The organism is Shimia thalassica (assembly GCF_001458215.1).
Lineage (GTDB): Bacteria > Pseudomonadota > Alphaproteobacteria > Rhodobacterales > Rhodobacteraceae > Shimia > Shimia thalassica.
Genome location: NZ_CYTW01000003.1, coordinates 263,193 through 289,310 on the forward strand (window position 1 = coordinate 263,193; position 26,118 = coordinate 289,310).

At 55.9% G+C, this 26,118-nt stretch carries 24 protein-coding genes; 15 read left to right on the forward strand and 9 right to left on the reverse strand.

Annotated features, from left to right (window positions below):
* Positions 1-248 precede the first annotated feature (248 nt).
* From sdhC to PH7735_RS14625, 8 genes are all read left to right on the forward strand, one after another.
* Entirely contained in the window at positions 249-632 is a 384-nt protein-coding gene (sdhC, locus tag PH7735_RS14590) for a succinate dehydrogenase, cytochrome b556 subunit (protein WP_058312128.1), read from the forward strand.
* Between the two features lie 13 nt (positions 633-645).
* Positions 646-1,017 carry a succinate dehydrogenase, hydrophobic membrane anchor protein gene (gene sdhD / locus PH7735_RS14595; protein ID WP_058312129.1) on the forward strand — a complete coding sequence of 124 codons (372 nt, stop codon included), beginning with the start codon at positions 646-648 and terminating at the stop codon, positions 1,015-1,017.
* Positions 1,018-1,032: 15 nt separating this feature from the next.
* Positions 1,033-2,838 carry a succinate dehydrogenase flavoprotein subunit gene (gene sdhA / locus PH7735_RS14600; protein ID WP_058312130.1) on the forward strand — a complete coding sequence of 602 codons (1,806 nt, stop codon included), beginning with the start codon at positions 1,033-1,035 and terminating at the stop codon, positions 2,836-2,838.
* A 15-nt stretch (positions 2,839-2,853) separates the two neighbouring features.
* Positions 2,854-3,690: a hypothetical protein gene (locus tag PH7735_RS14605; protein WP_058312131.1), complete on the forward strand. Its 837-nt coding sequence runs from the start codon at positions 2,854-2,856 to the stop codon at positions 3,688-3,690.
* A 51-nt stretch (positions 3,691-3,741) separates the two neighbouring features.
* Positions 3,742-4,521: a succinate dehydrogenase iron-sulfur subunit gene (locus tag PH7735_RS14610; RefSeq protein WP_058312132.1), complete on the forward strand. Its 780-nt coding sequence runs from the start codon at positions 3,742-3,744 to the stop codon at positions 4,519-4,521.
* A 21-nt stretch (positions 4,522-4,542) separates the two neighbouring features.
* On the forward strand, positions 4,543-6,363 hold the full coding sequence (locus tag PH7735_RS14615) for a calcium-binding protein (RefSeq protein WP_058312133.1): 1,821 nt from the start codon (positions 4,543-4,545) through the stop codon (positions 6,361-6,363).
* Positions 6,364-6,517: 154 nt separating this feature from the next.
* Entirely contained in the window at positions 6,518-6,676 is a 159-nt protein-coding gene (locus PH7735_RS20750) for a hypothetical protein (protein ID WP_158503247.1), read from the forward strand.
* 156 nt (positions 6,677-6,832) lie between these two features.
* Entirely contained in the window at positions 6,833-7,687 is an 855-nt protein-coding gene (locus PH7735_RS14625) for an urea carboxylase-associated family protein (protein WP_058312135.1), read from the forward strand.
* Positions 7,688-7,758: 71 nt separating this feature from the next.
* Here the strand turns inward: PH7735_RS14625 and glyA are convergent, their stop codons facing one another.
* Entirely contained in the window at positions 7,759-9,081 is a 1,323-nt protein-coding gene (gene glyA / locus PH7735_RS14630) for a serine hydroxymethyltransferase (protein WP_058312136.1), read from the reverse strand.
* 99 nt (positions 9,082-9,180) lie between these two features.
* On the opposite strand from glyA, the gene PH7735_RS14635 reads away from it, so the two are divergent.
* The gene (locus tag PH7735_RS14635) at positions 9,181-10,056 is read left to right on the forward strand and encodes a LysR substrate-binding domain-containing protein (protein WP_058312137.1); all 876 of its coding nucleotides are present in this window, start codon (positions 9,181-9,183) and stop codon (positions 10,054-10,056) included.
* Here PH7735_RS14635 and deoD read toward each other — a convergent pair.
* Both deoD and PH7735_RS14645 read right to left on the reverse strand, forming a co-directional pair.
* Positions 10,036-10,740, reverse strand: a complete 705-nt coding sequence (gene deoD, locus PH7735_RS14640) for a purine-nucleoside phosphorylase (protein ID WP_058312138.1) — start codon at positions 10,738-10,740, stop codon at positions 10,036-10,038. The two genes, PH7735_RS14635 and deoD, sit on opposite strands and share 21 nt — an antisense overlap.
* A 139-nt stretch (positions 10,741-10,879) precedes the next feature.
* Positions 10,880-12,847, reverse strand: coding sequence for an ethylmalonyl-CoA mutase (locus PH7735_RS14645; protein ID WP_058312139.1), 1,968 nt, complete (start codon positions 12,845-12,847; stop codon positions 10,880-10,882).
* 304 nt (positions 12,848-13,151) lie between these two features.
* On the opposite strand from PH7735_RS14645, the gene PH7735_RS14650 reads away from it, so the two are divergent.
* The 6 genes from PH7735_RS14650 (at position 13,152) to PH7735_RS14675 (ending at position 20,113) form a co-directional block, all read left to right on the forward strand.
* Positions 13,152-14,510 carry a 1-acyl-sn-glycerol-3-phosphate acyltransferase gene (locus PH7735_RS14650; protein WP_058312140.1) on the forward strand — a complete coding sequence of 453 codons (1,359 nt, stop codon included), beginning with the start codon at positions 13,152-13,154 and terminating at the stop codon, positions 14,508-14,510.
* Positions 14,511-14,667: 157 nt separating this feature from the next.
* Positions 14,668-15,957, forward strand: coding sequence for a crotonyl-CoA carboxylase/reductase (gene ccrA / locus PH7735_RS14655; protein WP_058312141.1), 1,290 nt, complete (start codon positions 14,668-14,670; stop codon positions 15,955-15,957).
* Between the two features lie 394 nt (positions 15,958-16,351).
* A complete protein-coding gene (locus PH7735_RS14660) occupies positions 16,352-17,071 on the forward strand; it encodes a helix-turn-helix transcriptional regulator (protein WP_058312142.1) in 720 nt (239 codons plus the stop codon).
* A gap of 91 nt (positions 17,072-17,162) precedes the next feature.
* Complete coding sequence (locus PH7735_RS14665; protein WP_058312143.1) at positions 17,163-17,801, forward strand: acyl-homoserine-lactone synthase; 639 nt, start codon at positions 17,163-17,165, stop codon at positions 17,799-17,801.
* A 54-nt stretch (positions 17,802-17,855) separates the two neighbouring features.
* Positions 17,856-19,382, forward strand: a complete 1,527-nt coding sequence (locus PH7735_RS14670; protein ID WP_058312144.1) for an ATP-dependent DNA helicase — start codon at positions 17,856-17,858, stop codon at positions 19,380-19,382.
* Positions 19,379-20,113, forward strand: coding sequence for an SDR family oxidoreductase (locus PH7735_RS14675; RefSeq protein ID WP_058312145.1), 735 nt, complete (start codon positions 19,379-19,381; stop codon positions 20,111-20,113). Before PH7735_RS14670 ends, PH7735_RS14675 begins: the two co-directional genes overlap by 4 nt.
* Positions 20,114-20,136: 23 nt before the next feature.
* Here the strand turns inward: PH7735_RS14675 and PH7735_RS14680 are convergent, their stop codons facing one another.
* From PH7735_RS14680 to PH7735_RS14705, 6 genes are all read right to left on the reverse strand, one after another.
* Positions 20,137-20,904 carry a TIGR02186 family protein gene (locus PH7735_RS14680; RefSeq protein ID WP_058312146.1) on the reverse strand — a complete coding sequence of 256 codons (768 nt, stop codon included), beginning with the start codon at positions 20,902-20,904 and terminating at the stop codon, positions 20,137-20,139.
* Position 20,905: 1 nt separating this feature from the next.
* The gene (locus tag PH7735_RS14685) at positions 20,906-21,823 is read right to left on the reverse strand and encodes a sulfite exporter TauE/SafE family protein (protein WP_058312147.1); all 918 of its coding nucleotides are present in this window, start codon (positions 21,821-21,823) and stop codon (positions 20,906-20,908) included.
* A 242-nt stretch (positions 21,824-22,065) separates the two neighbouring features.
* The gene (locus tag PH7735_RS14690; RefSeq protein WP_058312271.1) at positions 22,066-23,031 is read right to left on the reverse strand and encodes an ABC transporter permease; all 966 of its coding nucleotides are present in this window, start codon (positions 23,029-23,031) and stop codon (positions 22,066-22,068) included.
* A complete protein-coding gene (locus tag PH7735_RS14695; protein ID WP_058312148.1) occupies positions 23,031-24,125 on the reverse strand; it encodes an ABC transporter permease in 1,095 nt (364 codons plus the stop codon). Before PH7735_RS14695 ends, PH7735_RS14690 begins: the two co-directional genes overlap by 1 nt.
* On the reverse strand, positions 24,118-25,719 hold the full coding sequence (locus PH7735_RS14700) for an ABC transporter ATP-binding protein (RefSeq protein ID WP_058312149.1): 1,602 nt from the start codon (positions 25,717-25,719) through the stop codon (positions 24,118-24,120). The genes PH7735_RS14695 and PH7735_RS14700 overlap by 8 nt, the downstream gene beginning before the upstream one ends.
* Positions 25,716-26,072, reverse strand: a complete 357-nt coding sequence (locus PH7735_RS14705; RefSeq protein WP_058312150.1) for a hypothetical protein — start codon at positions 26,070-26,072, stop codon at positions 25,716-25,718. The genes PH7735_RS14700 and PH7735_RS14705 overlap by 4 nt, the downstream gene beginning before the upstream one ends.
* Between the last annotated feature and the right edge of the window lie 46 nt (positions 26,073-26,118).

The window sequence follows — 26,118 nt, forward strand, 5'->3', positions numbered from 1 at the left end:
GACCCATTCGCGACGCAAGAGAATCTCTGAATGTCGCAGGTTAAGGCTCTGCGCTGTTGTTTTTGTGAAATAAACCTGAGTGTTTTTGTGCGATTTAAATATGTGATCACGTTTTTTTTCGCGTGATCACAAAACTTAAAGAATCTACAAGGTTGCGCCAAAAAACCGCGCCTTTAGCGCTGCCACAGCCGTGACAAGTAACAAAAAACCCTTAGTAAGAGTATTGAGGGAAACCGAAAGGATTCAACATGGCTGATGTGAACCGGGGCAATCGCCCGCTTTCGCCGCATTTGTCGATTTACCGGCCGCAGCTGACGTCTGCGACATCGATTTTTGCACGTATTACCGGCGTGGCCCTTCTGGGCGCTGCCGTTCTTGTTGTTTGGTGGTTCTTGGCCGCCGCTTCAGGACCAGAATATTTTGATCTAGTGAACGGCTTGATGACGTCGTTCCTCGGAGATTTGGTGATGTTCGCCGCACTTTGGGCGATTTGCTATCACTTCTTGTCGGGCCTGCGCCACTTGTATTGGGATACAGGTCGCGGACTTGAAATTGAAACTGCCGAGAAGCTGGCCAAGGGCGTGATCATCGGATCATTTGTTCTGACCTTTCTCTTTGCGTTGATCGTCTGAGGGAGATTTACACATGGCATTCCTGACCGACCGCAAACGCGCCGAATATCGTGGCTCTTCGCGCCATGGCACAGAGCACCTCTGGGGCCAGACCATTAGCGCTGTTGGCCTCGCGATCCTTGTTCCCCTGTTTATTCTGACCTTTGGCAGCATTCTGGGAAGCACCTATGAAGAAGCGATCGCTTATTACCAGCGTCCGTTCCCGGCGATTATCGCTGGCATGACAATCACTGTGGCGATGATTCACTTCCGTCACGGCATTCAGGTTGTCATCGAGGACTATACGCGTGGTCTCACGAAGAAATTCCTGATCATCGCGTGTACCTGCATCGCATACGCCATCGCGGCCACCGGGCTTTTTGCCTTGGCCCGTATCGCACTTTAATACCGGAGCCCGAACATGGCTGCTTACGAATACGAAACTCATGAATATGACGTGGTTGTGGTCGGCGCCGGCGGCGCTGGTCTGCGCGCCACGCTGGGCATGGCCGAACAAGGCCTGCGCACCGCTTGCGTCACCAAAGTTTTCCCGACCCGCTCGCACACTGTTGCCGCCCAAGGTGGTATCGCTGCGTCGCTGGCCAACATGGGGCCGGATAACTGGAAATGGCACATGTACGACACCGTAAAAGGGTCGGACTGGCTGGGTGATACGGACGCGATGGAATATCTCGCGCGTGAAGCCCCCAAAGCGGTTTATGAACTGGAACACTATGGTGTGCCGTTCTCGCGGACCGAAGAAGGTAAGATTTACCAGCGTCCCTTTGGCGGACACACCACCGAATTTGGTGAAGGTCCTGCGGTTCAGCGGACCTGTGCCGCGGCGGACCGGACCGGTCACGCTATCTTGCACACGCTTTATGGCCAGTCGGTCAAAAACAACGCCGAGTTCTATATCGAATACTTCGCGATTGATCTGATCATGTCGGAAGACGGTCAGTGTCAGGGTGTTGTTTGCTGGAAGCTCGACGACGGCACCATGCACGTCTTCAACGCCAAGATGGTTGTTCTGGCGACAGGTGGTTACGGTCGTGCGTACTTCTCGGCGACCTCGGCCCACACCTGCACCGGCGACGGTGGCGGTATGGTGGCCCGCGCGGGTCTGGCCCTGCAGGATATGGAATTCGTTCAGTTCCACCCAACCGGAATTTACGGCTCGGGTTGTCTGATCACCGAGGGTGCCCGCGGTGAAGGCGGTTACTTGACCAACAGCGAAGGCGAGCGGTTCATGGAGCGTTATGCGCCCCAGTACAAAGACCTCGCGCCACGCGACTATGTTTCGCGTTCGATGACCATGGAAATCCGTGAAGGCCGCGGTGTCGGCGAACATGGCGATCACATTCACCTGAACCTGAACCACTTGCCAGCCGAAGCACTGGCCGAGCGCCTGCCGGGCATCTCGGAAAGCGCCAAGATTTTTGCTGGTGTTGACGTGACCAAAGAGCCGATCCCGGTTCTGCCGACGGTGCACTACAACATGGGTGGTATCCCAACCAACTATTGGGGTGAGGTTCTGAACCCGACTGCCGAAGATCCAACCGGTGTTGTACCGGGTCTGATGGCCGTGGGTGAAGCGGGTTGTGCGTCGGTTCACGGTGCAAACCGTCTGGGCTCGAACTCGCTGATCGACCTTGTTGTCTTTGGCCGCGCCGCCGCGATCCGCGCTGGCAAGGTTGTTGACGCAGACAGCGCCAATCCGGTTCTGAACCAGGCTTCTGTTGATGCCGCGTTTGACCGCTTTGATGGTCTGCGCAACGCAAAAGGTGGTACGCCAACTGCTGAGCTGCGTCTCGAGATGCAGCGCACGATGCAGGCAGACGCCGCAGTCTTCCGTACAGACAAGACCTTGAAAGAGGGTGTCGAGAAGATGACTGCTATTGCTGCAAAAATGGATGACCTGCACGTCACCGATACGTCGCTTGTCTGGAACTCGGACCTGATGGAAACTCTCGAGCTGGGCAACCTGATGCCAAACGCTCTGGCGACAATCCATGGGGCAGAGGCACGCAAAGAATCTCGCGGTGCACATGCGCACGAAGATTACTCGACGCGTGACGACGAAAACTGGCGTGTTCACACCGTTAGCCGTGTTGAAGGAAACAAGGTTGACCTGAGCTATCGTCCAGTTGTTGTCGATCCTTTGACGACAGAAGATGAAGGCGGCATTAACCTCAAGAAGATCGCGCCCAAAGCGCGGACTTTCTAAGGTAGGGTCTCGCTTGTGGCTGTGATCAACGACATAAACGCACCCCAGAGGGTCATCGTACATATCGGTGCCCAGAAAACCGGGTCGACGTCGTTGCATCATTTTCTATCGCGTAATCAGGATGCGCTTGCCGCGCGTCTTGATATCCGTGTGCCGGTCAAGGGCAGCATTACCCGCGAACTTGGCCGCACATGTGCGCTTTACAGCCTCAAACCGGAAACGCACGAGGATGATCTCAAAGATCTGATTTGTACGGTTCGCGACGACCTGACGTCGGACGACCGTGTCTGCATCATCTCGCATGAAAACATATGCGGGGCGATGATGGGACGGGCAGGCGTGACCGATCTTTATCCGGCATTGCCAAAGATCATCGCGTTGTTCGAACAAAACCTCGCGCCGTATTCTCCCGAATACGTTTTCTATACCCGCGAGATGCAAAGCTGGAAATCAAGCGTCTACAATCAGGCGGTCAAGTCAGACAGTTATGCCGGAACCCGTGAAGAGTTCCTTGAGCAAACCCGCGCCAGCAAACGTTGGACCGAGTTGCAGCATGACCTTGAAGCGCGCCTTGGCAAAGACCGCGTTCGCTTTTTTGCTCTGGAAGACGAGCAGACACCTGATCGGCCCGGACGCCAGCTTTTGCGCTTTGCGGGTCTGACAGACGCAGACATCGACACGCTGCAACCGGTCGCCGGTCGCAGCAACCAGAGCCTCAATGATGGCTCGCTTGAATTCATGCGCCAACTAAATGCGCTTGGGCTGGCTCGTCCTGCTCGCAGGCAGGTGGCGGAACTGGTGAAAAACAATCAAACGCTTTTTGCGGCAGAAGAAACTGCGCGAAAGCTCTGACAAGGACTAGGAAGCGTATACCTTGGGTATGCGCCACCGAAAGGAGAGATCATGGTTGAATTTGCATTGCCGAAGAACTCCAAGATTACCGTAGGTAAAACTTGGCCCAAGCCGGAAGGCGCGACCAACATTCGCAAATTCCAGATCTATCGCTGGAACCCGGACGACGGCAAAAACCCATCGGTCGACACCTATTTTCTGGACATGGACAAATGTGGTCCCATGGTTCTGGACGCGTTGATCAAGATCAAGAACGAGATTGACCCGACCCTGACCTTCCGCCGCTCGTGCCGCGAAGGGATTTGTGGATCTTGTGCAATGAACGTTGACGGGATCAACACATTGGCCTGTATTTATGGTCTCGACGAGATCAAAGGCGACGTGAAGATCTATCCACTGCCGCACATGCCGGTTGTGAAAGACCTTATTCCAGATCTGACACACTTTTACGCTCAGCACGCCAGCATCATGCCGTGGTTGGAAACCAAGACCAACCGTCCGGCCAAAGAATGGCGCCAGTCGATTGAAGACCGCAAGAAACTTGATGGTCTGTATGAGTGTGTGATGTGCGCGAGCTGCTCGACCTCATGCCCAAGCTATTGGTGGAATGGTGACCGGTATCTTGGACCAGCAGCGCTGTTGCACGCGTACCGCTGGATCATCGATAGCCGTGACGAAGCCACGGGCGAGCGTCTGGACAGCCTTGAAGATCCCTTCAAACTGTATCGCTGCCACACGATCATGAACTGCGCAAAAACCTGCCCCAAAGGCCTGAATCCGGCCAAGGCGATTGCTGACATCAAAAAGATGCTGGTTGAACGCAATATCTAAACCCTTCGTTTCGGTGTTTGAATGGTGACAGGTTTTAACGGGTTTTCGACGCCCATTGATGTTGCACATGGCAACGCCGAAGTTTGGGGAATTGACCAAGTGGTGCTGGCTGATGGCCGTGCCGCTGTGGTCTGGACAGAAGACGGAAACGCAGCCACATGGCTGCGTTTCTTCGATTCAAACGGTGTGCCGCAAGGTGCCGCGGTGCGGGTCACCGGAGAGAGCAATCGCGGATCGGTGACCCAACTGGCAGATGGCTCGTTGATCGTCGCATATTTGGATCTGGACGAATCCTATGGCGATATTCTCGCACGTCGATATTCGCCAAACGGCACTTTGCTGGGACAGGAACAGATCGTGTTCAACGATGCGTCTGCAACGATCTCGATTTCTCCCGAACTTACGGCATTGCCAGATGGCAGCTATCTCGCGGTCTTCACTGTTTGGGGGCTGGATGCTGATCGGTATGGCGTTTTTGCCCAACGTATGTCTGCGACAGGGAATGCTCTGGGTGATCTGATTCAGGTGAACCAGACTGAAGAAAGCTTCCAATCCGGAGGGAGCGCGACACGATTGAACGACGGTGGGTTCGCGATAACGTGGAAATCCAGAGACGTCGATGGCAGCTTCTATGCTGTGATGGTGCGCCTTTATGATCAGAACGGCACGCCCACCAGTTCCGAGATGCAGGTGAACCAGTACAGCCGCAATAGCCAAACCGACCCGTCCATAGCAGCGCTTGAGGGTGGTGGCTTTGCGATAGCATGGCAAAGTGAAGCGCAGGACGGCTCGGACTACGGGATCTATGCCCGTGTCTATTCCGAAGCGGGCGTGGCTTTGGGGTCAGAGTTTCTCGTCAACCAACACATCTGGAACGATCAGGCCGATGCGTCGATCGCGGCGCGGCCGGACGGTGGTTTTACGATCGCATGGCAAGATGAAATCTCTTCGTCCCAATCCGAATTCCGGCTAAGGGATTTCGACAGCGAAGGATCGCCTCTGGCGGATGAATACGCGGGGCCTGTCACGGACGCCGATTTTCATGTTGGACCAGAAATTGGAATCGGTCCTGATGGCGCGGCCTACCTGGTTGGTCTGACCCGAGACAATGGCGCCGACACGCTTGGCGTTGTGGTGAGCACGGCCGGTTTGCTGGCGGTTGGTGATGCGACAGACAACACGTTGCAGGGCAGTGGTGGTGCCGACCGAATTGAGGGTCACGGCGGACATGACACCATCCACGCCGGCGACGGGGCAGATACGGTCTTGGGTGGCGCCGGTGACGATAGGATCTGGGGTGGCCAGACAGAAGCGGATCGCCGCGACCTGATCTATGCCGGAGTAGGCGATGATCTGGTGAATGCGGGCTATGGGAATGATGAGGTACGCGGCGACGCAGGCAACGATATTCTCAACGGTCAGGTTGGCGCAGATACGTTGATTGGTGGACTTGGAGATGACACCCTGACCGGGGCGTCTTTGGGGGATGTTCTGTTCGGAGGCAGCGGTCAGGATTTTCTGAACGGTGGATTTGGGTTTGACCGCCTCAACGGGGGCGCGGACGCAGATCGCTTTTTCCACTTGGGTGTTTTCGATCACGGCTCGGATTGGGTCCAGGATTTTTCCAACGAAGATCGTTTGGTTTTTGGACAAACGGCCACCTTTGATCAGTTTCAGGTGAATACCGCACAGACACTTGGGGCAGGGGACAGCGACATTGACGAAGCCTTTGTTGTGTTCCGCCCCTCCGGACAGGTGCTTTGGGCGTTGGTCGACGGTGCCGCGCTGGACAGTGTGACTCTGCAAATCGCGGGGCTGGGTGAAGCGGAGCTTCTTCTTTAGAAACTGCGGGAAAATCACGCAGCATCAATTGGTTGACCCTTGGTCACGATTGCAACTGCTGCATGGCGCAGATGCAATATTGTTGGATGAAAACGGCGTTTCAAAAAGCTACAACCGGCCACGGGAGGACGTTCTGACAGATATGGAGCACCCAATGTCGAACTCGAACAGCACTCAAAAAAGCTCTGCCAAACAGGCACTGGACTTGCTAGAGCAATCATATGCTTACTATCAGCCCCCTCTGAAAACGGTAGCCAAAGGCCAATCCGCACTGGAAGCCGAGACATATTACGAATACGTCAAAGCTGCCTGAGAAAAACACGCCCCTGAAACGGGGCGTTTTTTTTCGAAGATTTCACGAAATGGGCACGATAGGCGGCAGCCGGCCCATTCCGTTTGCTATCCTTGTTAGACCCGCTCACAACATTGGGGATTGCCCTTGCGTGCGGCACAAGGCAGAGTTTTCTGTATGAGTGACTTACATAAACCGCCCCTTGATGCCGAAGATCGCCGCGCTGTTGCGCCGGTCATTTGCTATCCGAATGAAACGCTTCCGGTTCCCCAGATTGACCTGTATCGGTCTGCGCGCGCGACGGCGCAAAAGGTGGACGAAGTTCTTGTTCCACCGCGGGACGCCTGCAGCTTTCGGGTGCCAGCAGGTCAGTTTTTTCGCATTTCTTCTGTCGAAGGGTCGCAGGTTGGGGATCTCAACTTGTGGAATGCAAATAATCTGAGCGAACGGTTCTATTCCGGTAAAACGAGGGCGCTGCACGGCACGCATATCACCACAGGTGAACGCATGTGGACGGCCTTTCCCTATCTCAGACCGATGGCGACCATCACAGAAGACACCTTGGGGTGGTATGGCATCGATGCGTTTGGAGGGTCTGTGCATGATGTCATTGGGACGCGATGCGATCCCTACACGGGCAACCTTTTGGCGGGATCACAGTATCACTACTGCTGTCATTCGAACCTGACACGCGCGCTGGCCGACGCGACAGGAATGTCTCTGGCAGAGGCCGAACCCTTTGTGCATGACGTATTGAACGTGTTCATGTGTACGGGGTTCACGCGGGACACCGGACAGTACTTTATGAAAGCCAGCCCTGTGCGCCCCGGCGATTATCTTGAGTTTTTTGCCGAGATCGACCTTCTGGGCGCCCTGAGCGCATGTCCGGGCGGGGATTGCTCTAGCGAACACAGTTCGGACACTGCGGCATGCTACCCTCTCAAGGTCGAGGTCTTTGCCCCAGCAGACGGGGCGCTTGACGGGTGGCAAAGCCCCGAACCGAATGGATACGATCAGAGCCACGGGCGCTAGGGCGCATGTCTTGCAAGCAACCGGCAGTCCTGCCTGATGCTTGCAAGTGAGCCGGGATAAACCACCGATCCCTAGCTGTGCACATAGTGCAGTTTGCTAAACTCCCTGCGCCAAGCGGCCGTTTCGGCGGCAAGGTCTTCTGGCGCATTGCTTCGCAGCGCCTTGGCAATCAGATGGGCAAGTTTTGGCGCGTGTTCTGCCGTCATGCCCCAACGCACAAGTTCTGGCGTGCCAATGCGCAACCCGTTCATGTCACCTTCGACTTCGTCGATGGGCAGGCCAATACCGCAAGCAAGAAACCCGGCCTTTCGTAGTGTTTTTGAAGCAGCTTGTCCTCCGCCAAACATGGCGGCCTCAAGTGCGAACTGATGAGACTGTGTGGCACCGTCCTTGGTCTGAAACAACGGAAGGCCTTCCGCCTTGAGAGCTGCGGCAAGGGCCTTGGCCATGCTGATCATCGCATCAGCGTAGGCTGCGCCGAAGTCTCGCCAATCCAAAAGGCTCATGGCAAGTGCTGCGGATTTGGCGACGTCAAAGTTTGCCGTCATGCCGGGAAACGCAATCGCATCCAGGCGTTCGGCAATGGTTGCGTCGTTGGTGACAATCAAACCCGAGGGTGGACCACCAAGGCTTTTGTATGTGCTCATGGTCATCATATGCGCGCCTTCCGCCAGCGGGTTTTTCCACGCTTTGCCAGCGATGATCCCGCATTGGTGGGCTGCATCAAACAGAACATGTGCGCCAACCTCGTCGGCGATGGCGCGAATTTCCGCTACAGGGTGTTCGATCAGGTTTAGGGATCCCCCGATGGTAATCAGTTTTGGTTTTACGGTTTGGGCCAGCGCGCGAAGCCCATCAAGATCTACCGAGTAACCATCGCTATCAACCGGGGCCTGATGGCTGTTTAAACCATAAAGGCCCGCGCAACCCGCAGCATGGTGTGTGACATGCCCGCCCACCGCCGCAGAGGGCGTAATGATCGCATCGCCGGGTTTGGTCAGGGCCATAAACCCATAGAGATTTGCGATGGCACCGGACGGGACACGGATTTCCGCAAACTTTGCGTCAAAAACTTCTGCGGCAAGTTCGGCGGCGATCACCTCGATTTCTTCGACCGCTTCGAGCCCCATTTCGTATTTGTCACCCGGATACCCAAGAGAAGGTCGGCTGCCCATGCCGCTGGCCAAAAGAGCCTCGGCGCGCGGGTTCATGACATTGGTCGCGGGGTTGAGATTAAAGCAATCCCGTTCATGTATCTGCCGGTTGTCTTCGGCAAGCTGTTCGAGCCGCGCGGCAACGTCGGCGCTGCTGTGCGTGGCAGTTTCGCCAGCGATTTTTTGTGTCAGGGTTTCTGTGAGTTCGGGCACCCACTGGCGCAGGGAAAGGTTGGGCATGATCTGTCTCCGATTGGCTTGCAGGGATTGAAGCCAAATGTGTGGTTTGACGCAAACGAGAATTCATGATTTCTAGGGGTAGAAAAGCTAGGTCTAAGAATGGCAATCAAACCCCCACGACCCAAAGGTCCCCCTTTGAATGCAATGCGCGCCTTTGAGGCAGCGGCACGTCTGGGTGGGTTCACCAATGCCGCCGATGAACTGTGTGTGACGCAAGGCGCCGTGGCGCAGCAGATCAAGACGCTCGAGGGCTGGGCAGGCGCCCCGTTGTTCGAGAGGAAAGCGCAGGGGGTCGTGTTATCGCGTGTGGGTCAGCAGGTGCTGCCGTCGGTCATTGAGGCGTTTGATGCGATGGGCCACGCGGTTCTTGAGCTGCAACAGGCGGCAAGTCCACACCGCATACATATCGCGGCCTTGCCCGCCGTGGCCCAGCTTTGGCTGTCTCCACGGTTGCCCGAGTTGCGGGCCATGATGCCGGAAATCGAAATCTCGGTAACGGCTCTAGAACAGGCCCCAAACCTCGCGCGCGAGCCCTTTGATTTGGCGTTGTTCTATGGCGCGAATGCGGACCAGGATATCGTGCGTGACCGGATTTTCCCGGTGTGTACGCCAGCACTGGGGCGCAAGGTGACATCAGTGGCGGATTTAAAGGGCGTGCCCTGTTTGTCAGATGCCGTTTGGGCCGACGACTGGACCCTTTGGCTGAGAACGGAAGCGCCGCAAGAGGACGTGATCCCAAGGGGGCCGGTGTATTCGCTCTATGCGTTGGCGGTCGAAGAGGCGCTAAACGGGGCCGGTGTTCTCATGGCGCACGAGGCCTTGGTCCAGCGGCATTTGGAAAGTGGCGCGTTGATCGCCCCGTTTGAAGGGGCGGTAGAAACAGGGCAGACATTGGGGATGCAGCTTCGCGATGGAAAACCGCGCCCCGCATTGGCCGCCCTGATCAAGTTGCTGTTAAGCGAAAGCAGCCTCTAGCGCGATTTCGACCATATCTCCGAAGCTACGTTCGCGATCTTCCGAAGGCAGGGCCTCGCCGGTCAAAAGGTGGTCCGAAACGGTCAGCACAGCAAGGGCACGGCGCCCATGGCGGGCCGCCAGATTATAAAGTTCGGCCGCTTCCATTTCGACGCCAAGGATTCCGTGGCGCGTCATCTGTTCGTTGATGTCGGGACGTTCATCATAAAACACATCCGAAGAGTAAATCCCGCCGACATGCGTTGGCGTGCCTTTGGCTTCGGCTGCGGACACCGCCGCGCGCAATAGGGACCAGTCTGCGCAGGGCGCAAAGTTGAGTTCTTTGAAAATGCCCGAAGAAGGCGTTGAAAGGCTGGAAGCGGTCATTGCAAGAATTACGTCACGCACCGCCACTTTGCGTTGCATGCCACCACAGGACCCAATCCGGATCAGGGTCTGAGCGTTATAGTCCCGGATCAGTTCGTTCACATAGATCGACAGCGAGGGCATGCCCATGCCAGACCCGTGGATCGTCACGCGATTGCCTTTCCATGTGCCAGTATAGCCCAACATGCCGCGCACTTCGTTTACGCAGACAGGGTTTTCAAGAAATGTTTCCGCCGCCCACTTTGCGCGATAAGGATCGCCCGGCATAAGAACGGTTTCCGCGATGTCGCCGGGCTTGGCTCCGATATGAATAGTCATGGTATGCTCCCTTGTTGGCGGCACGATAACACCGATGACGGGGGCGGCAATGTCCGGTTTTCCCCATCACGGGCAATCAGACACGAAAAAGGCCCCGAAGTTTCCCTCGGGGCCCTCAAATCCAAAACCCGCGAGGGTCTTATTCGGCGGCGACGGCCTTTGGATCGACCAGCGTCACCACATCCATCATGATTGTGTTCAGCTCAAAGTCTTTTGGCGTATAGACGCGGGCCACACCCATCGCACTCAGGCGTGCTGCATCGTCATCAGGGATGATGCCGCCAACAATCACAGGCGTTTCGCTCAGGCCTGCCTCTTTCATGCGTGTCATCAGTTCTTCGACCAGCGGAATGTGCGATCCCGACAGGATCGACAGACCCACCACATGTGCTTTGGTTTCAAGCGCAGACGTCACGATTTCTTCGGGTGTCAGGCGGATACCATCATAAGAAATGTCCATGCCACAGTCGCGGGCACGGAACGCAATCTGTTCCGCACCGTTCGAGTGACCGTCCAGACCGGGTTTGCCGATCACGAACTTCAAACGGCGACCAAGGCGATCCGAGGCGGCGTCAACTGCTTGGCGGATGTCGTCCAGACCTTCGGTTTTGTTCGATGGCGAACCAGAAACACCGGTCGGGCCACGATATTCGCCGTGGACGCTGCGCATTTGTGCGGCCCATTCACCGGTGGTCACACCAACTTTGGCAGCAGCAATAGATGCGGGCATGATGTTCTCACCAGCCTGAGCAGCAGCGCGCAGATCAGCCAGTGCAGTGCGAACGGCGTCGTTGTCGCGCTCGTTGCGCCACTCGTTCAGACGATCAATCTGTTGTTGTTCGACAGCCGGATCAACGACCATGATGCCACCGTCGCCTGTCATCAGCGGCGAAGGTTCGCCCTGTTGCCATTTGTTGACGCCAACAACAACGGTTTCTCCGGCTTCGATCCGGTTCAGGCGATCCGCATTGGATTCAACCAGACGGGCCTTCATGTGGTCGATGGCGCCGATTGCTCCACCCATGGATTCTAGTGTGCTCAGCTCGTGTCGCGCGCCTTCTTTCAGGGCGGCAACCTTTTTGTCTACGGCTGGGTTTCCGTCAAACAGATCTTCGTATTCAAGAAGGTCCGTTTCATAGGCCATAATCTGCTGCATGCGCATGGACCATTGCTGGTCCCAAGGGCGTGGCAGACCGAGGGCTTCGTTCCAGGCTGGCAATTGCACGGCACGCGCGCGGGCTTTTTTAGACAGCGTAACCGCCAGCATTTCGATGAGGATTCGGTAGACGTTGTTTTCGGGCTGTTGCTCGGTCAGACCAAGAGAGTTTACCTGAACACCATAGCGGAACCGGCGATATTTGGCGTCTTCGATGCCGTAACGTGTTTCAAGGATTTCGTCCCAAAGGTCGACAAAGGCGCGCATTTTGCACATCTCGGTCACAAAGCGGATTCCGGCGTTCACGAAGAAAGAAATACGTCCGCACAATGCTGGGAAGTCTTCTGCGGGCACCCGTGGCTTCAGGGCATCCAGCACCGCGATACCGGTGGCGAGAGCAAAGGAAAGCTCTTGCTCAGGTGTCGCGCCCGCTTCTTGCAGGTGGTACGAACAGACGTTCATCGGGTTCCACTTGGGCACGTTCGTGTAGCAGTACTCGGCCACATCCGCGATCATCTTCAACGACGGTTTGGGCGGGCAGATATACGTGCCACGGCTCAGGTATTCCTTAATCAGGTCGTTTTGAACGGTTCCCTGGAGTTTTTTGATGTCCGCGCCCTGTTCTTCGGCGGCGGCGATGTACAGCGACAACAACCAAGGCGCGGTGGCGTTGATCGTCATGGATGTATTCATCTGTTCCAGAGGGATCTGGTCAAACAGTGTCCGCATGTCGCCAAGGTGACAGACAGGAACGCCCACTTTGCCGACTTCGCCGCGCGACAAAACGTGGTCGCTGTCGTATCCGGTTTGGGTGGGCAAATCGAATGCCACGGAAAGGCCGGTCTGACCCTTGGCCAAGTTCGAGCGATATAGTTCGTTCGAAGCTTTGGCGGTCGAGTGACCTGCGTACGTGCGGATCAGCCAGGGGCGGTCTTTCTGCGTCTGCGACATGGGACGTCCTCTTGAATCGGTTGGGCAACTTTATTGCGTCAGAGCGTAGATATGCGAAATATCATGTGCAAGTCAATTCGCTGCGTCGCGGCGTTGTGTATTTTGCACAAGCAGCATACCGAGTCCGGTGTTGGAAAGGAATTGGAATAGGGGTGTCTGCGTCGATTGGAACAACCAGCCAGCGCGTTGTGGGTGGCGAGGTGGCTTGGGGTGGGGCCATTTCGCGAGATATTCTGTTTCGATTTGGAAAGGCCTGTTTCAAATATCTGTTTACCTGCGCGTCTGGAGTTGTAACTGTCGATGAATGACGTCGACTGTCGAATTGCCCCTTTGGCTGTTCATCCTGATCCTCTTGTTTGCTTTGGTGACGGCCGCAAGCCATTTGCTGTTTCCCTCTGTTCGCTGGTTCTTCCGGCGTCGGATGGAAAAGGCGGTTGCGCGCCTGAACCAACGCCTTGAACGTCCTATTGAGCCATTCAAGCTCGCGCGGCGGCACGACATGATCCAGCGCTTGATCTATTCGCCCGATGTGACCGAGGCCATTGTGGAACACGCCCGCGAACAGGGCATTCCCGAAAATGTCGCCTTTGAAGAGGCCAAGGGATACGCACGTGAAATTGTGCCGTCCTTTAGTGCCTCGGCCTATTTTGGATTTGCCATCCGGGTGGCGCGATTCTTGAGTCAGGCTCTTTATCGTGTGCGCTTGGCCCACTTTGATGAAGCGGGGCTTCAGAACATTTCGAAAGATGCGACGGTGGTCTTTGTGATGAACCACAGGTCAAACATGGACTATGTCCTGGTGACGTACCTTGCCGCGGAACGGTCTGCCTTGGCCTATGCTGTAGGAGAGTGGGCACGGGTCTGGCCCTTGTCGCGCTTGATCAAGGCAATGGGCGCTTACTTTATTCGACGTAAATCGCGCAACACCCTCTATCGCAAGGTTCTTGCGCGGTATGTCAAGCTGGCGACCGATGGGGGCGTGACCCAGGCGATGTTCCCCGAAGGCGGGTTAAGTCTGGATGGTGCGCCTCAGGCGCCTAAGCATGGTTTGCTCAAGTACATCGTTGAAGGATTTGATCCTGACGGCAAGGACGTTGTCTTTGTGCCGGTGGCGCTGAATTATGACCGCGTGTTGGAAGATCGGATCCTTATGGAAGCCATGAAGGGCGGGGGGCGTCGGTTTAATGCAAGGATCAGCGTCGTCACGGGGTTTTTCTTCAAACAAATGTGGCTGCGTCTGCGCGGGAAGTATCACAAGTTTGGCTATGCAGCCGTGAGTTTCGGGCACCCCCTGTCACTGGCCGCGTTTAGCAAAACCCGTAAAGGGGAAGTGTCTGAGGCGTTGGCCTATGCGTTGATGGACCGGATTGAAGCGGTTGTCCCAGTTTTGCCGGTGCCCCTCGTGGCTTCGGTGATTGAAGACGCCAAAGCGCCGATGTCGCGCGCAGCAATAGAGACCGCAGTCGGCGAACGAATTGCATTGCTCGACAAGGCGCACGTTCATTTGCCTCGAGATGACATGGCTTATGCCATTGAGGTCGGTTTGCGCACCCTGACGGAACGTAAAATGGTTTTGAAGGTGGCTGGCTGCTACAGCGTAAATCCTGAGCAAAAGACGGCTTTGGCCTTCTATTCAAACTCAATCCGGCACCTTTTGCGGTGAATTGTGCGCCTGCAGCGGGAATTTCTGCATCTGCTCGGTCATAAAATTACAAAATGACCTCAATTGTGGTTGCAATATTTCAAGGCCGTCGATATTTCATCTCTAGGAACCGCGATTCTGCATTGCGGCAATATGTTTTTAACTTCAGGAGGCTGACATGGCTCTGGACACTGATACCGGCATCGCGCCTTACGACGCACCAGAAAAAGATCTGTATGAAATCGGCGAAATGCCCCCATTGGGCTACGTTCCGAAGAAAATGTATTCGTGGGCCATCCGGCGCGAACGCCACGGCGAACCTGATAAATCCTTCGAGGTTGAAGTAGTCGACACATGGCAGGTCGACAGCCACGAAGTTCTGGTCCTCGTTATGGCCGCAGGTGTAAACTACAACGGCGTTTGGGCCGGCCTGGGTCAGCCGATTTCACCTTTTGACGTACACGGTCAGGATTATCACATCGCGGGTTCGGATGCTTCGGGCATTGTTTGGGCCGTTGGCGACAAAGTGAAAAACTGGAAAGTGGGCGACGAGGTTGTCATCCACTGTAACCAAGACGACGGTGACGACGAAGAATGTAACGGTGGCGACCCCATGTTCTCGCCGACCCAGCGTATCTGGGGTTATGAAACCGGCGACGGTTCGTTCTCGCAGTTCACACGTGTTCAGGCGCAACAGCTGATGCCACGTCCCAAGCACCTGACTTGGGAAGAGTCGGCATGCTACACGCTGACGCTGGCGACGGCTTACCGCATGTTGTTCGGCCATCACCCACACGAATTGAAGCCCGGTCAGAACGTTCTGGTTTGGGGTGCTTCGGGCGGTCTTGGATCCTATGCAATCCAGCTGGCGAATACTGCTGGTGCGAACGCGATCGGCGTGATTTCCGACGAAAGCAAACGCCAGTTCGTGATGGATCAGGGCGCCAAAGGCGTGATCAACCGCAAGGACTTTAACTGCTGGGGTCAGCTGCCCACCGTGAACTCGCCCGAGTACAACGAGTGGCTGAAAGAAGCACGTAAGTTCGGTAAAGCGATCTGGGAAATCACCGGCAAAGGTGTCAGCGTTGACATGGTGTTTGAACACCCTGGTGAGGCGACCTTCCCTGTTTCGACTCTGGTCGTGAAAAAGGGCGGTATTGTTGTGATCTGTGCCGGTACGTCCGGTTTCAACACAACATTCGACGTTCGCTACATGTGGATGCACCAGAAGCGTTTGCAAGGCTCGCACTTTGCGAACCTCAAGCAGGCTGCATCGGCCAACCGCCTGATGTGTGAGCGTCGTCTCGACCCGTGCATGTCGGAAGTGTTCACATGGGATGAAATCCCTGCCGCACACATGAAAATGCTGCGCAACGAGCACAAGCCAGGCAACATGTCCGTTCTGGTTCAGGCCCCCAAAACTGGCCTGCGCACAGTCGAAGACGTGCTGGAAGCCGGCAAGAAGTAAACTCGGTGTATCCGGGGGGTTAATCGCCCGGACGCATGAGAGCCACATAGATCGCCCGCGAATCACTGTCTGATTTGCGGGCGATTTACGTTTGAGAAATCCATTTGTGTGTATTCAGTGGTTTATCAGATCATGGCCCCGCTATTTTGGGGGAGTAAGAATACGTGAATTTATGAACAAACTGTGCTCGTGCTATGATTGTATTAACTTTTCATTAACCACCACACACGAGAGTTGAATATGAAATACAACTGGATACTCGACGTTCTCGCAGATCTTCGGACTTTTGCCGTAGCCAACGATTTGCAAGCGCTCGCTGAACAGCTGGAAGAAGCCCGGCTGGTTGCAGTGACCGAGATCGTCTCGACCGTGGAGGGCGCTGGTGCAACTGCACATGGGCATGACGCAACGACGAGAGACTATACTGGAGGAACTCGGGAGCGCCCCCGGGCTTGAATCTCTTCAAGGCGCGATCGAGAAGCTGCGAGATCATTTCCGTGTAGACCATCTGGTTTATCACTGGGTCAACACGGACGGGGATCAGTACGGTTGCGGGACCTATTCCGACATTTGGGTCGAGCGGTATTTGACGAAAGACTATCTCAGGGTAGATCCCGTTGTTATCGGGAGTTATCAAAAGTTCCACCCTGTTGACTGGAAGCGGCTTGACTGGTCAAGCAAGGCGTCGCGCGCTTTCCAGATGGACGCCATCGCGCACGGCGTCGGGAACCAGGGGCTGACTGTGCCAATTCGTGGCCCCAATGGCCAGTTTGCCCTGTTCACGGTCAGTCACCAGTGCAGTGACGCAGAGTGGGAGCAGTTCATTCAGAGAAACAGGCGCGATCTGATCCTGATTGCCCATGAATTCAATGAAAAAGCGCTCGAATTTGAACCGAGTCGGCAACCAGAGCAGCTGCGTGCGTTATCACCTCGAGAAGTTGACGCTATGACGCTTCTGGCATCAGGACAAAGTCGGGCACAGGTTGCAGAAGCGCTGTCCATTTCCGAGCATACCTTGCGTGTCTACATTGAGTCTGCCCGATCAAAGCTTGGGGCGCTGAACACAACCCATGCAGTTGCCCGCGCGCTGAGCTGGGGTTTGATAGTGGTTTAACAAAGCGTTAACGCACCGCCCGCCCTGTTAGGCTCGGCTTAACGAAGGTGTTCTAGTTATGTTCTCATTTCTAATGGGAAGGGATGCCAGAATGCTCCGTTATATCTACGCAGAAGACCTTGATGATTTCCCCAAGCTGAAACGCACAATGTTTCTTGATCGGGCGGATCAATTCAAAACCCGGCTCGGCTGGGAAGTGAACGTCGACGACACCGGCGAGGAACGTGACGAATACGATGCAATGAACCCGTTGTATGTCATCTGGGAAAAGCCGGATGGCCGCCACGGGGGGTCCATGCGCCTTTTGCCAACCACAGGTCCCTGTATGGTGAATGATCACTTTCTTGACCTGACAGATGGTGTGAAAATTCAAAGTCCCTTCATCTGGGAATGCACGCGATTTTGCCTTGCTCGTGATGCGGAACCCCGCACGGCTGGCGCTTTGATGTTGGGCGGCGGCGAGGTCATGCATGGATTCGGCGTTGAACACTATGTCGGCGTATTTGATGCCCGCATGGTCCGTATCTATCGCATGATCGGGTCGTCCCCGGAAATCGTTGGTGCAAAGGGCGAGGGGCGCGACCGAATCAGCGTTGGGTTGTGGGACTTTACCGAAGAGGCGCGTCTGCTTGTTGCCGAGCGCGCCGGAATTTCCCCAAGTCAATCACGGCACTGGTTCGACCTTGCCTTTGGCGGCCGGGAACATCCGAGCCTCGCGCGGATCGCCTGACAAAACCCTTAAGTCGCGCTGGTGCTTGTTCATAGGCGCCTGTAGGGTCTGCGCATGACGAATGCGCTGACCCTTTCTCACGACCAAGCCGAAGCTTTTGACCAGATCACCGAGCTACTGCGTGGCGTCGGCGTTGATCTGGATGAGGGCATTTTGACCCCACCTTCAGAGAGCAAACGCGCCATTGCTGCGGTGATGGGAAAGGCAGGGTCCGGCAAGACCTTGTTGCTCGCTGAACTGGTAAAAGCCCTTGAAGAGGCTGGCGTGGATATCGTCTCTGGCGACTATGAAGGAAAGCCCCGCAAAGACCGGCGCACGCTGGCCATTTTGGCGCCAACGAACAAGGCGGCGAGTGTTCTGCGCATGCGCGGGGTGCCGGCAACAACAATCCACCGCATCATCTATACGCCGGTCTATGATCCGGAATATGAAAAAATCGCAGAGTGGTTGGCTGGCGAGGGCGAGCGCCCTGAAATTGAAGAGCTGACAGATGAATCGCTTGATCGGGCATTTGCGTTCTATCAGCTTCACAAGTCGGTTCCGGGGGCTCTTGCCGCAGCTGGATTGCGCGGCTCGGATTTCATCACAGGCTGGAAAAGACGGGATGAGCCGCTGGACATTGGCCTTGTCGACGAAGCATCCATGCTGGACGAGCGACAGTACGAAGACCTGCGCGAGATTTTCCCGACTTTGCTGTTGTTCGGTGACCCCGCACAGTTGGCACCGGTGAACCAGTCCGGTGCGATGGTGTTCGACGGTCTGCCCGAACCTGCCAAGCTGCAATTGAGCCGCGTCCACCGACAGGATGCAGATAATCCCATCTTGGACCTTGCGCACGCGCTGGCGGATCCTGCGCTCGAGTTTCATGATTTTGAACGCATGATCGAGGAAAAGGCGCGTGTTGATGACCGCGTCATCATGGGGCAGCGCGTTGAAGTTGATATCATGGCGCGATCACCTGTTTTGGTGTGGCGCAATGCGACACGCATACGGTTGATCAACGCGTTTCGGCGGGTTTATGAAGCACCGGAAGACATGCTTCTGGAAGGGGAACCTCTGATCTGTGACGGGATCGAGCTTCCTGCCAAGCACAGAAAAAAGAGGTTGGACCTCGAGGCGCGCGGTCTCATCAAGGGGGCGCAGGTCATCTATCTGGGACCGGGTCGCAAACCGGGGTTTTCGCGTTTGCATGTGATCGGTGCCGAAGACCCGCGAGTCTCGGCCGCGTCTATTGTCAAAATTGAAATGCCCGATGAGGAAGAGCCCTTTATTCCCTATGCAGCCCGTATGGGGGCGACCTTTTTGCACGGGGCAGCAGTTACGATCCACAAGGCGCAAGGATCACAGTGGGAAGACGTTCAGGTTTTTGCACCGGATCTTTATGTTGCGGCTAAAATGGGTCGGGTCGAGGCGGGCCAACCGTTGTGGAAACGATTGGCCTATGTGGCGATCACCCGTGCGCAGGAACGGCTGTACTGGATTGTGCGCAATCGGTTGTCACGTCCTTCCGGCCCGTTGCAAACCGATGATTTGGTCAGCACACCTGCGCCATTGAAACTTGAACAAGAGGAAAGCGTATGAAGTCGATCCTGATAACCGGCGCCAGCTCTGGCATCGGGCGTGCCGCTGCCGAAACGTTTCTCGAAGATGGCTGGCGAGTGGGGGCCATCGCGCGCCGGGCCGACCGTCTGGAGGAACTGGCCGCGACCTCTGAAAACGTCGTTGCCCTTCCCGCAGATGTCACCGACGCCAAAGCCATGGAAGACGTTTTCACACGCTTCTCCAAAATTGCGGGGCGCTTGGACGTTTTGTTTAATAATGCCGGCATGTTTGGTCCTGCAGGGCCCATCAACGAGTTGACCGTTGAAGACTTCGAGCAGGTTTTGAATGTAAATGTGCGCGGCATGTTCATCTGTGCGCGTCTTGCTTTTGAGCAGATGCGCAATCAAACGCCACAGGGCGGCCGTATCATCAACAACGGGTCACTCTCGGCGCACAATCCACGCCCCGGTTCGATCTGTTACACGACGAGCAAACACGCGATCACTGGCATGACCCGCAGCCTGTCTCTTGATGGGCGTCCGTTCGATATTGCCTGCAGCCAGATCGACATTGGCAACGCGCGCACAGAAATGGTTGCGGATCTGACTGCCCGGGCCGCGCGTGAACATCCTGAGGAACCACCGATGCCTTCGATGGATGTCGCGGACGCGGCGCGGTCCGTTCTTCATATGGCGAACATGCCGCCAGAGGCGAATGTGCAATTTATGACGGTGATGGCAACCAAGATGCCCTATATCGGGCGTGGCTAGGGCGCTTTTCTGGCTCGGCGGGATTACCCGCCCTGCCGGACAAAGCGGAAAGCAGCAGATGCTCCCCATCCTGCGGCAATGGCAATCGCCAGTGACAACAGGCCATACAACAGTGGTTTTTGACGTGACAGGTTGAACAACCAGCGTTCAAGACCAACTTTGCGAACATCGATTGAAGTCTCGTATGACGACACAACTTCGCCGCCCCGGGTTAGCAACACGCGCGTGATATAATCGCCTTCAGTCAGATTGGCAGGCATTGCGACCGAGGTTCTGAACAGGGTTTGTTCGTCTACGGCGACCGAGTTTTCCAGCATCTGGTACAAACCGTTGTCTGTGCGTATGCGAATGACGGCCTTGGCAAAGCTTTGTGCGTCTTCAACACCCATAGGGGCCCCGACAGACCGGATTGCGCGGGGAATCGAAACCCTGTGGCGCAAATCCTCAACATCGGTGAGCACGTCCCCAAAGGGGCCACTGGTCGCCACGGCATAGAAACTGGGGGCGGCATCGACCTCAACGCTGTCGGCATTCACCCAGATGCCCAGCTTCTTTTCTTTCCGGCGCACCGTGACAGGTTGCAAGGGACCGGAAACCGTAACCAGAACTTCAAGTGGCGGATCCTGCTGGATTTCGCTTTCGCGTTTAACCGCGCCAAATATCAGAATTTCCGAGCCATCAAAATTGGCTGTGATCGCCACGCGGTTTTGACTCATGCCCAATACGACATCTTCCTGGGCGTGGACCGGCGCGGCCAGCAAAACCAGCAATGCAAAGAGAACCCGCAGCATCCTAGTGTCCTCCGGCCGGGCCAAGAGAGTACAACTCTGACGGCATAAGCAGAAGGTCCAGAGCAAGGTTCCCGCACACGACCAGAACCATAATCGCCAGAAGGATGCGCAGTTGCTCGGCCTTTAGGCGAGTCCCGATGCGTGTTCCGATCTGTGCCCCGACTACACCGCCGACCAACAGAAGAACAGCCAGCGCCATATCAACGGTATAGTTGGTTGTCGCGTGCAGCAAAGTGGTGAAGGCCGTCACAAAAATAATTTGAAACAGCGAAGTACCAACAACAACCTTGGTGGGCATTCCCAGAAGATAGATCATGGCAGGGACCATGATAAAGCCCCCACCGACACCCATAATTGCGGCCAGCACGCCTACCAACAAACCGACGATTAGTGGTGGAATAACCGAGATATAAAGGCCCGACACACGAAACCGCATTTTGAACGGAAGCCCGTGAATCCAGTTATGGTTCTTGCGTTTTGCAGGGGGGGCGTTTTTGCGAGTCCGGCGAATGGCGTTCAGGCTTTCGACAAACATCAGGCCGCCGATGACACCAAGGAACACGACATAGCAAAGCTTGACCAGCAGATCGACCTGCCCGAGTGATTTGAGGTAGTTGAACAGCATAACCCCAAAACCGGCGCCAATCAGGCCACCAATCAGCAAAACCGTCCCCATCCTGAGATCGACCGTTCGCCTTTTTAAATGGGCCAGAACGCCGGAAAAAGAAGAGGCCACAATCTGGTTGGCCTCTGTTGCGACGGCTACGGCAGGGGGGATGCCAATAAAGAACAGCAACGGTGTCATAAGGAAACCGCCACCGACACCAAACATCCCTGAAAGAATCCCCACAATTCCTCCAAGCCCCAAGAGCAAGAAGGCGTTCACGGAAACTTCGGCGATCGGTAGGTATATCTGCATGAGTTCAGTTAGCGTGACGTGGCGTGATTTTGCAACCTGTCTGGCGGGCAAAACCCTGACAGGATTGATGAATGTGCATGAACTGGACTTATCCGTTGGCCGTCAATGTGAAATTCGACACGGCCTCCCAAACATACGACATGCGATCTATCTCCTGCATGTCGGGATTTAGGCAACAACGCCCGCACAAATAGCAAAATGTGCGGGCGTCATAATTGGGTATGTGAAAACTGATTCCTGCCTCAGCGTTCTTTGACGTAGGGTTCGCCTCCGGCACGCGGTGGAATGGCTTTGCCCACAAACCCTGCAAGGATCACAACCGTCAGGATATAGGGCAGGGCATCCATCACCTGAACAGGGATCACGATGCCGCCAAGGTCGATGTTCTGATACCGCAGAGCGATCGCTTGCAGCAGGCCGAACAACAGACAGGCCCCAAGGGCATGCCACGGGCGCCACTTGGCAAAGATCAACGCGGCAAGGGCGATAAACCCGCGTCCCGCTGTCATGTCTTTGACAAAACCGGCTTGCAAGGCTGTCGCGAGGTATGCACCCGCGATACCGCAAAGCACGCCGCAGATCGCAACCGCCGCAAAGCGAAGCCCGATCACGGAAACACCTGCGGTATCAACCGCCGCCGGGTTTTCTCCGACCGCGCGCAGGCGCAGGCCGAAACGGGTGCGGAACAGAACCCACCACGTCAGGGGCACCAGCGCAAAAGCGATATAGACCAGTATCGAGTGGCCCGAGATCAGCTCATAGTAAAGAGGCCCCAGAACAGGCACGTCTTTCAAAGCTTCGGCAAAAGGCAGGGTAATCGGCTCGAACCGTGCACCACCGATCAGGGAGGGCGTCCGCCCCCCTTGTTTGAACCAGTTCTGTGCGACCAGAACTGTCATACCCGCCGCAAGAAAGTTAATCGCAACACCCGAGATCAGCTGGTTTCCCCGAAAAGTGATAGAGGCCAGCCCATGCACGGCAGACAGGATCAGCGACGCTGCGATCCCTGCCAAAAGGCCAATCCAGACCGACCCCGTCGTATAGGCAAACGCTGCCGAGAAAAACGCGGCGGCCAGCATTTTGCCTTCAAGGCCGATATCGAAGATGCCCGCGCGCTCGGAATACAGACCGGCAAGGCAGGCCAGCAACAAAGGCGTGGCAAGGCGCACGGTCGAGTCCAGCAATTGGAGAAGCGTCATGTAATCCATCATGCGTCTCCTTTCCGCATCGCGAGGAAGAGCTTTTCAAGCGGCATGCGCACCATATTGTCGAGCGCACCGGTAAAGAGGATGACCAAGGCCTGAATGACCACAATCAACTCTCTCGGAATGGTGGTCCACAAGGCCAGCTCGGCACCGCCCTGATACAAAAAGCCAAACAACAGGGCCGCCAGTAGCACGCCAAAAGGATGACTGCGTCCCATCAGGGCAACGGCAATCCCGATAAATCCGGCACCCTCGGTTGAGTTCAGGATCAAGCGTTCGCTTTCGCCCATCGTGGTGTTCACGCTCATCATGCCCGCCAGTGCGCCCGAGATCAGCATCGCGATCACGGTGATTTTGACTGGGGAAATACCCGCGTATTGTGCCGCGCTCTCAGAGTGGCCAAAGGCCCGCAATTCGTACCCAAGGCGTGTGCGCCAGATCAACACCCAGACAACCAGACACGCGGCCAGAGCCAGAAAGAAGGTCACGTTGGCGGGGGCGCCGCGGAACATGATGTTGTCCGCAGTTGAAAACATGTCCCTGAAGGTGGGCAAATGGGTGGCTTCCGGAAACTTTGCGGTTGCCGGGTCCATGGCGCCGACTGGCCGTAGAATGTTCACCAAGACATAATTCAGCAAAGCCGCAGCGATGAAATTGAACATAATCGTGGTGATCACAATATGGCTGCCGCGTTTGGCCTGTAGATATGCAGGGATCAGCGCCCAAAGCGCACCGAACAAAGCGGCCCCGACGCTTGCCCCGAGAATAGCCAGAGACCAGTGCGGCCAAGGGACGTAAAGGCAGGCAAGCGCGACACCAAGACCACCCAGCATGGCCTGACCTTCGCCGCCGATGTTGAACAGACGGGCGTGGAACGCCACGGCAACCGCGAGTCCGGTAAAGATAAAGTTGGTGGCATAATAGAGCGTATACCCCCAACCGGCGGACCGCATGAGCGCGCCCTCGACCATAAGTTTGAACGCGGCCCAGGGGTTTTCCCCGATCGCAAGGATCACGAGCGCTGACAGAATAGCGGCCAGAAGCAACGAAATTAACGGGATCAGGACGACATCCGCCCATTGAGGCATCTTATCCATTGTTCTCACCCTCGTGTTCTTCTTCTTGCAGCGCGAATTGCTGATCGACAACTTGCCAATCTTCGGCGGTGGGTTCTTGGGTTATGCCAGCCATCAAAAGGCCAAGCTCTTTTTCATCTGTCTGGCTTGGCACGCGTTCGCCCATGATGTGGCCATCAAACATGACCGCGATCCTGTCTGACAGAGACATGATTTCATCAAGTTCGACACTGACCAAAAGGATGGCTTTGCCTTGATCGCGCAGCTGCACGATCTGCTGGTGGATGAATTCAATCGCGCCAATGTCCACACCGCGCGTGGGCTGGCCAATCAGCAACAAATCAGGGTTGCGCTCGATTTCGCGGGCAACGACGATTTTCTGTTGGTTCCCGCCCGAGAAATTCTTGGCGGCCAGTTTCGGATGCGGCGGCCGCACGTCAAAGCGGTCCATCTGCTCCTGCGCTTTATCAAGGATGCCGGCGTTGTCCATCAGCATGCCTTTTTGGAACGCGGGATCATGGTGATATCCAAAGACCGAGTTTTCCCAAGCGGAATACTCCATGATCAGACCTTCGCGTTGCCGGTCTTCGGGAACATGGGCGATACCTGCGTCACGGCGTGCTTGTCCGTTCGAACCTTTGCCCGTCAATGGCAACTCTTGGCCGTTCATCCGGATGGTTCCGACACCATTGGCAAAACCGCCCAAAACTTCGAGAAGTTCCGATTGCCCGTTACCCGCAACGCCCGCGATGCCAAGAATTTCTCCCGCCTTCAAAGACAGGCTAATCCCTTTCAGCCGTTCAACGCCCTTGTCGTCTGTCACCCGCAGGTTTTCCACTTCGAGCACGGTTTGGCCGGGGGTGGCAGGCTTTTTGTCGACCCGTAGAAGAACCTTGCGGCCGACCATAAGCTCGGCCAGATGTTCGGGGCTTGTTTCCGCGGTTTTGACGGTTGCCGTCATCTCACCGCGGCGCATCACGCTGACCGTGTTGGTGATATCCATGATTTCACGCAGCTTGTGCGTGATCAGGATAATGGTTTTCCCCTCTTCGCGCAGCCGGTCGAGAATTCGAAACAGCTGATCCGCTTCGGCAGGGGTCAACACGCCTGTCGGTTCGTCGAGAATAAGGATATCTGCCTGACGGTACAGCGCCTTGAGAATTTCCACGCGTTGTTGGTGGCCGACCGACAGGTTTTCGATCAGAGCATCCGGATCAATGTTCAGCTCGTATTCCTTGGCCAGATGGGCCAGTTCCTTACGGGCCTTGGCAAGCGACGGTCGCAGCAACCTGCCGTCTTCTGCCCCAAGGATAATGTTTTCCAGAACAGTAAAGTTCTCAACCAGTTTGAAGTGCTGGAACACCATGCCGATGCCCGCAGCAATGGCCGCTTGAGAATCCGGTATCTGGGTTTTGTTGCCCTTGATCCAGATTTCCCCTCTATCGGCTTTGTAAAATCCATAGAGGATTGACATCAACGTGGATTTGCCCGCGCCGTTTTCGCCGATAATGCCGTGAATTGTGCCGGGCATGACCGAAATCGAGATGTCTTTGTTGGCTTGGACAGGACCAAAGGCTTTGGAAATGCCTTTGAGTTGGATGGCGGGTGCGGTCATGCGGGGTCTCCCAAACCGGCAAATCCGATCAGACGCAGGGGGCGATTATCGGTGTCACATTCAATAAAGTACTGGCCCATTTGCACTTGTCCGTCCGCCATACAGAAGGCGACAGTTGCGCGGAAATGGCCGCTTGTTTCGCTCAGGTTCCTGACCTCTGCAGACGCGCCGGGGGCGAATTGTGTATACATCGCGACGTAGGCAACCAAATCGTCAAACGATGAAATGGGCTCTGGGGTGCGGGGATCAAGATAGTGGAACGCAGGGGCGACGCTGTCCCGTATGGACGTGGCGCGGGCCTCGGCATCTTCCATGCCCCAAGCTGCGAAAAACTGGATGATCGCGTCTGACATGGGTGTCCTTTCAGTAGAAAGGGCCGCGCCGCCAAGGCACGGCCCT

Coding starts and splice junctions, on each gene's coding strand:
- sdhC (WP_058312128.1), top strand. CDS start 249: ATGGCTGATGTGAACCGGGGCAATCGCCCGCTTTCGCCGCATTTGTCG.
- sdhD (WP_058312129.1), top strand. CDS start 646: ATGGCATTCCTGACCGACCGCAAACGCGCCGAATATCGTGGCTCTTCG.
- sdhA (WP_058312130.1), top strand. CDS start 1,033: ATGGCTGCTTACGAATACGAAACTCATGAATATGACGTGGTTGTGGTC.
- PH7735_RS14610 (WP_058312132.1), top strand. CDS start 3,742: ATGGTTGAATTTGCATTGCCGAAGAACTCCAAGATTACCGTAGGTAAA.
- PH7735_RS14615 (WP_058312133.1), top strand. CDS start 4,543: ATGGTGACAGGTTTTAACGGGTTTTCGACGCCCATTGATGTTGCACAT.
- PH7735_RS20750 (WP_158503247.1), top strand. CDS start 6,518: ATGTCGAACTCGAACAGCACTCAAAAAAGCTCTGCCAAACAGGCACTG.
- PH7735_RS14625 (WP_058312135.1), top strand. CDS start 6,833: ATGAGTGACTTACATAAACCGCCCCTTGATGCCGAAGATCGCCGCGCT.
- glyA (WP_058312136.1), bottom strand. CDS start 9,081: ATGCCCAACCTTTCCCTGCGCCAGTGGGTGCCCGAACTCACAGAAACC.
- PH7735_RS14635 (WP_058312137.1), top strand. CDS start 9,181: ATGGCAATCAAACCCCCACGACCCAAAGGTCCCCCTTTGAATGCAATG.
- deoD (WP_058312138.1), bottom strand. CDS start 10,740: ATGACTATTCATATCGGAGCCAAGCCCGGCGACATCGCGGAAACCGTT.
- PH7735_RS14645 (WP_058312139.1), bottom strand. CDS start 12,847: ATGTCGCAGACGCAGAAAGACCGCCCCTGGCTGATCCGCACGTACGCA.
- PH7735_RS14650 (WP_058312140.1), top strand. CDS start 13,152: ATGACGTCGACTGTCGAATTGCCCCTTTGGCTGTTCATCCTGATCCTC.
- ccrA (WP_058312141.1), top strand. CDS start 14,668: ATGGCTCTGGACACTGATACCGGCATCGCGCCTTACGACGCACCAGAA.
- PH7735_RS14660 (WP_058312142.1), top strand. CDS start 16,352: ATGGGCATGACGCAACGACGAGAGACTATACTGGAGGAACTCGGGAGC.
- PH7735_RS14665 (WP_058312143.1), top strand. CDS start 17,163: ATGCTCCGTTATATCTACGCAGAAGACCTTGATGATTTCCCCAAGCTG.
- PH7735_RS14670 (WP_058312144.1), top strand. CDS start 17,856: ATGACGAATGCGCTGACCCTTTCTCACGACCAAGCCGAAGCTTTTGAC.
- PH7735_RS14675 (WP_058312145.1), top strand. CDS start 19,379: ATGAAGTCGATCCTGATAACCGGCGCCAGCTCTGGCATCGGGCGTGCC.
- PH7735_RS14680 (WP_058312146.1), bottom strand. CDS start 20,904: ATGCTGCGGGTTCTCTTTGCATTGCTGGTTTTGCTGGCCGCGCCGGTC.
- PH7735_RS14685 (WP_058312147.1), bottom strand. CDS start 21,823: ATGCAGATATACCTACCGATCGCCGAAGTTTCCGTGAACGCCTTCTTG.
- PH7735_RS14690 (WP_058312271.1), bottom strand. CDS start 23,031: ATGGATTACATGACGCTTCTCCAATTGCTGGACTCGACCGTGCGCCTT.
- PH7735_RS14695 (WP_058312148.1), bottom strand. CDS start 24,125: ATGGATAAGATGCCTCAATGGGCGGATGTCGTCCTGATCCCGTTAATT.
- PH7735_RS14700 (WP_058312149.1), bottom strand. CDS start 25,719: ATGACCGCACCCGCCATCCAACTCAAAGGCATTTCCAAAGCCTTTGGT.
- PH7735_RS14705 (WP_058312150.1), bottom strand. CDS start 26,072: ATGTCAGACGCGATCATCCAGTTTTTCGCAGCTTGGGGCATGGAAGAT.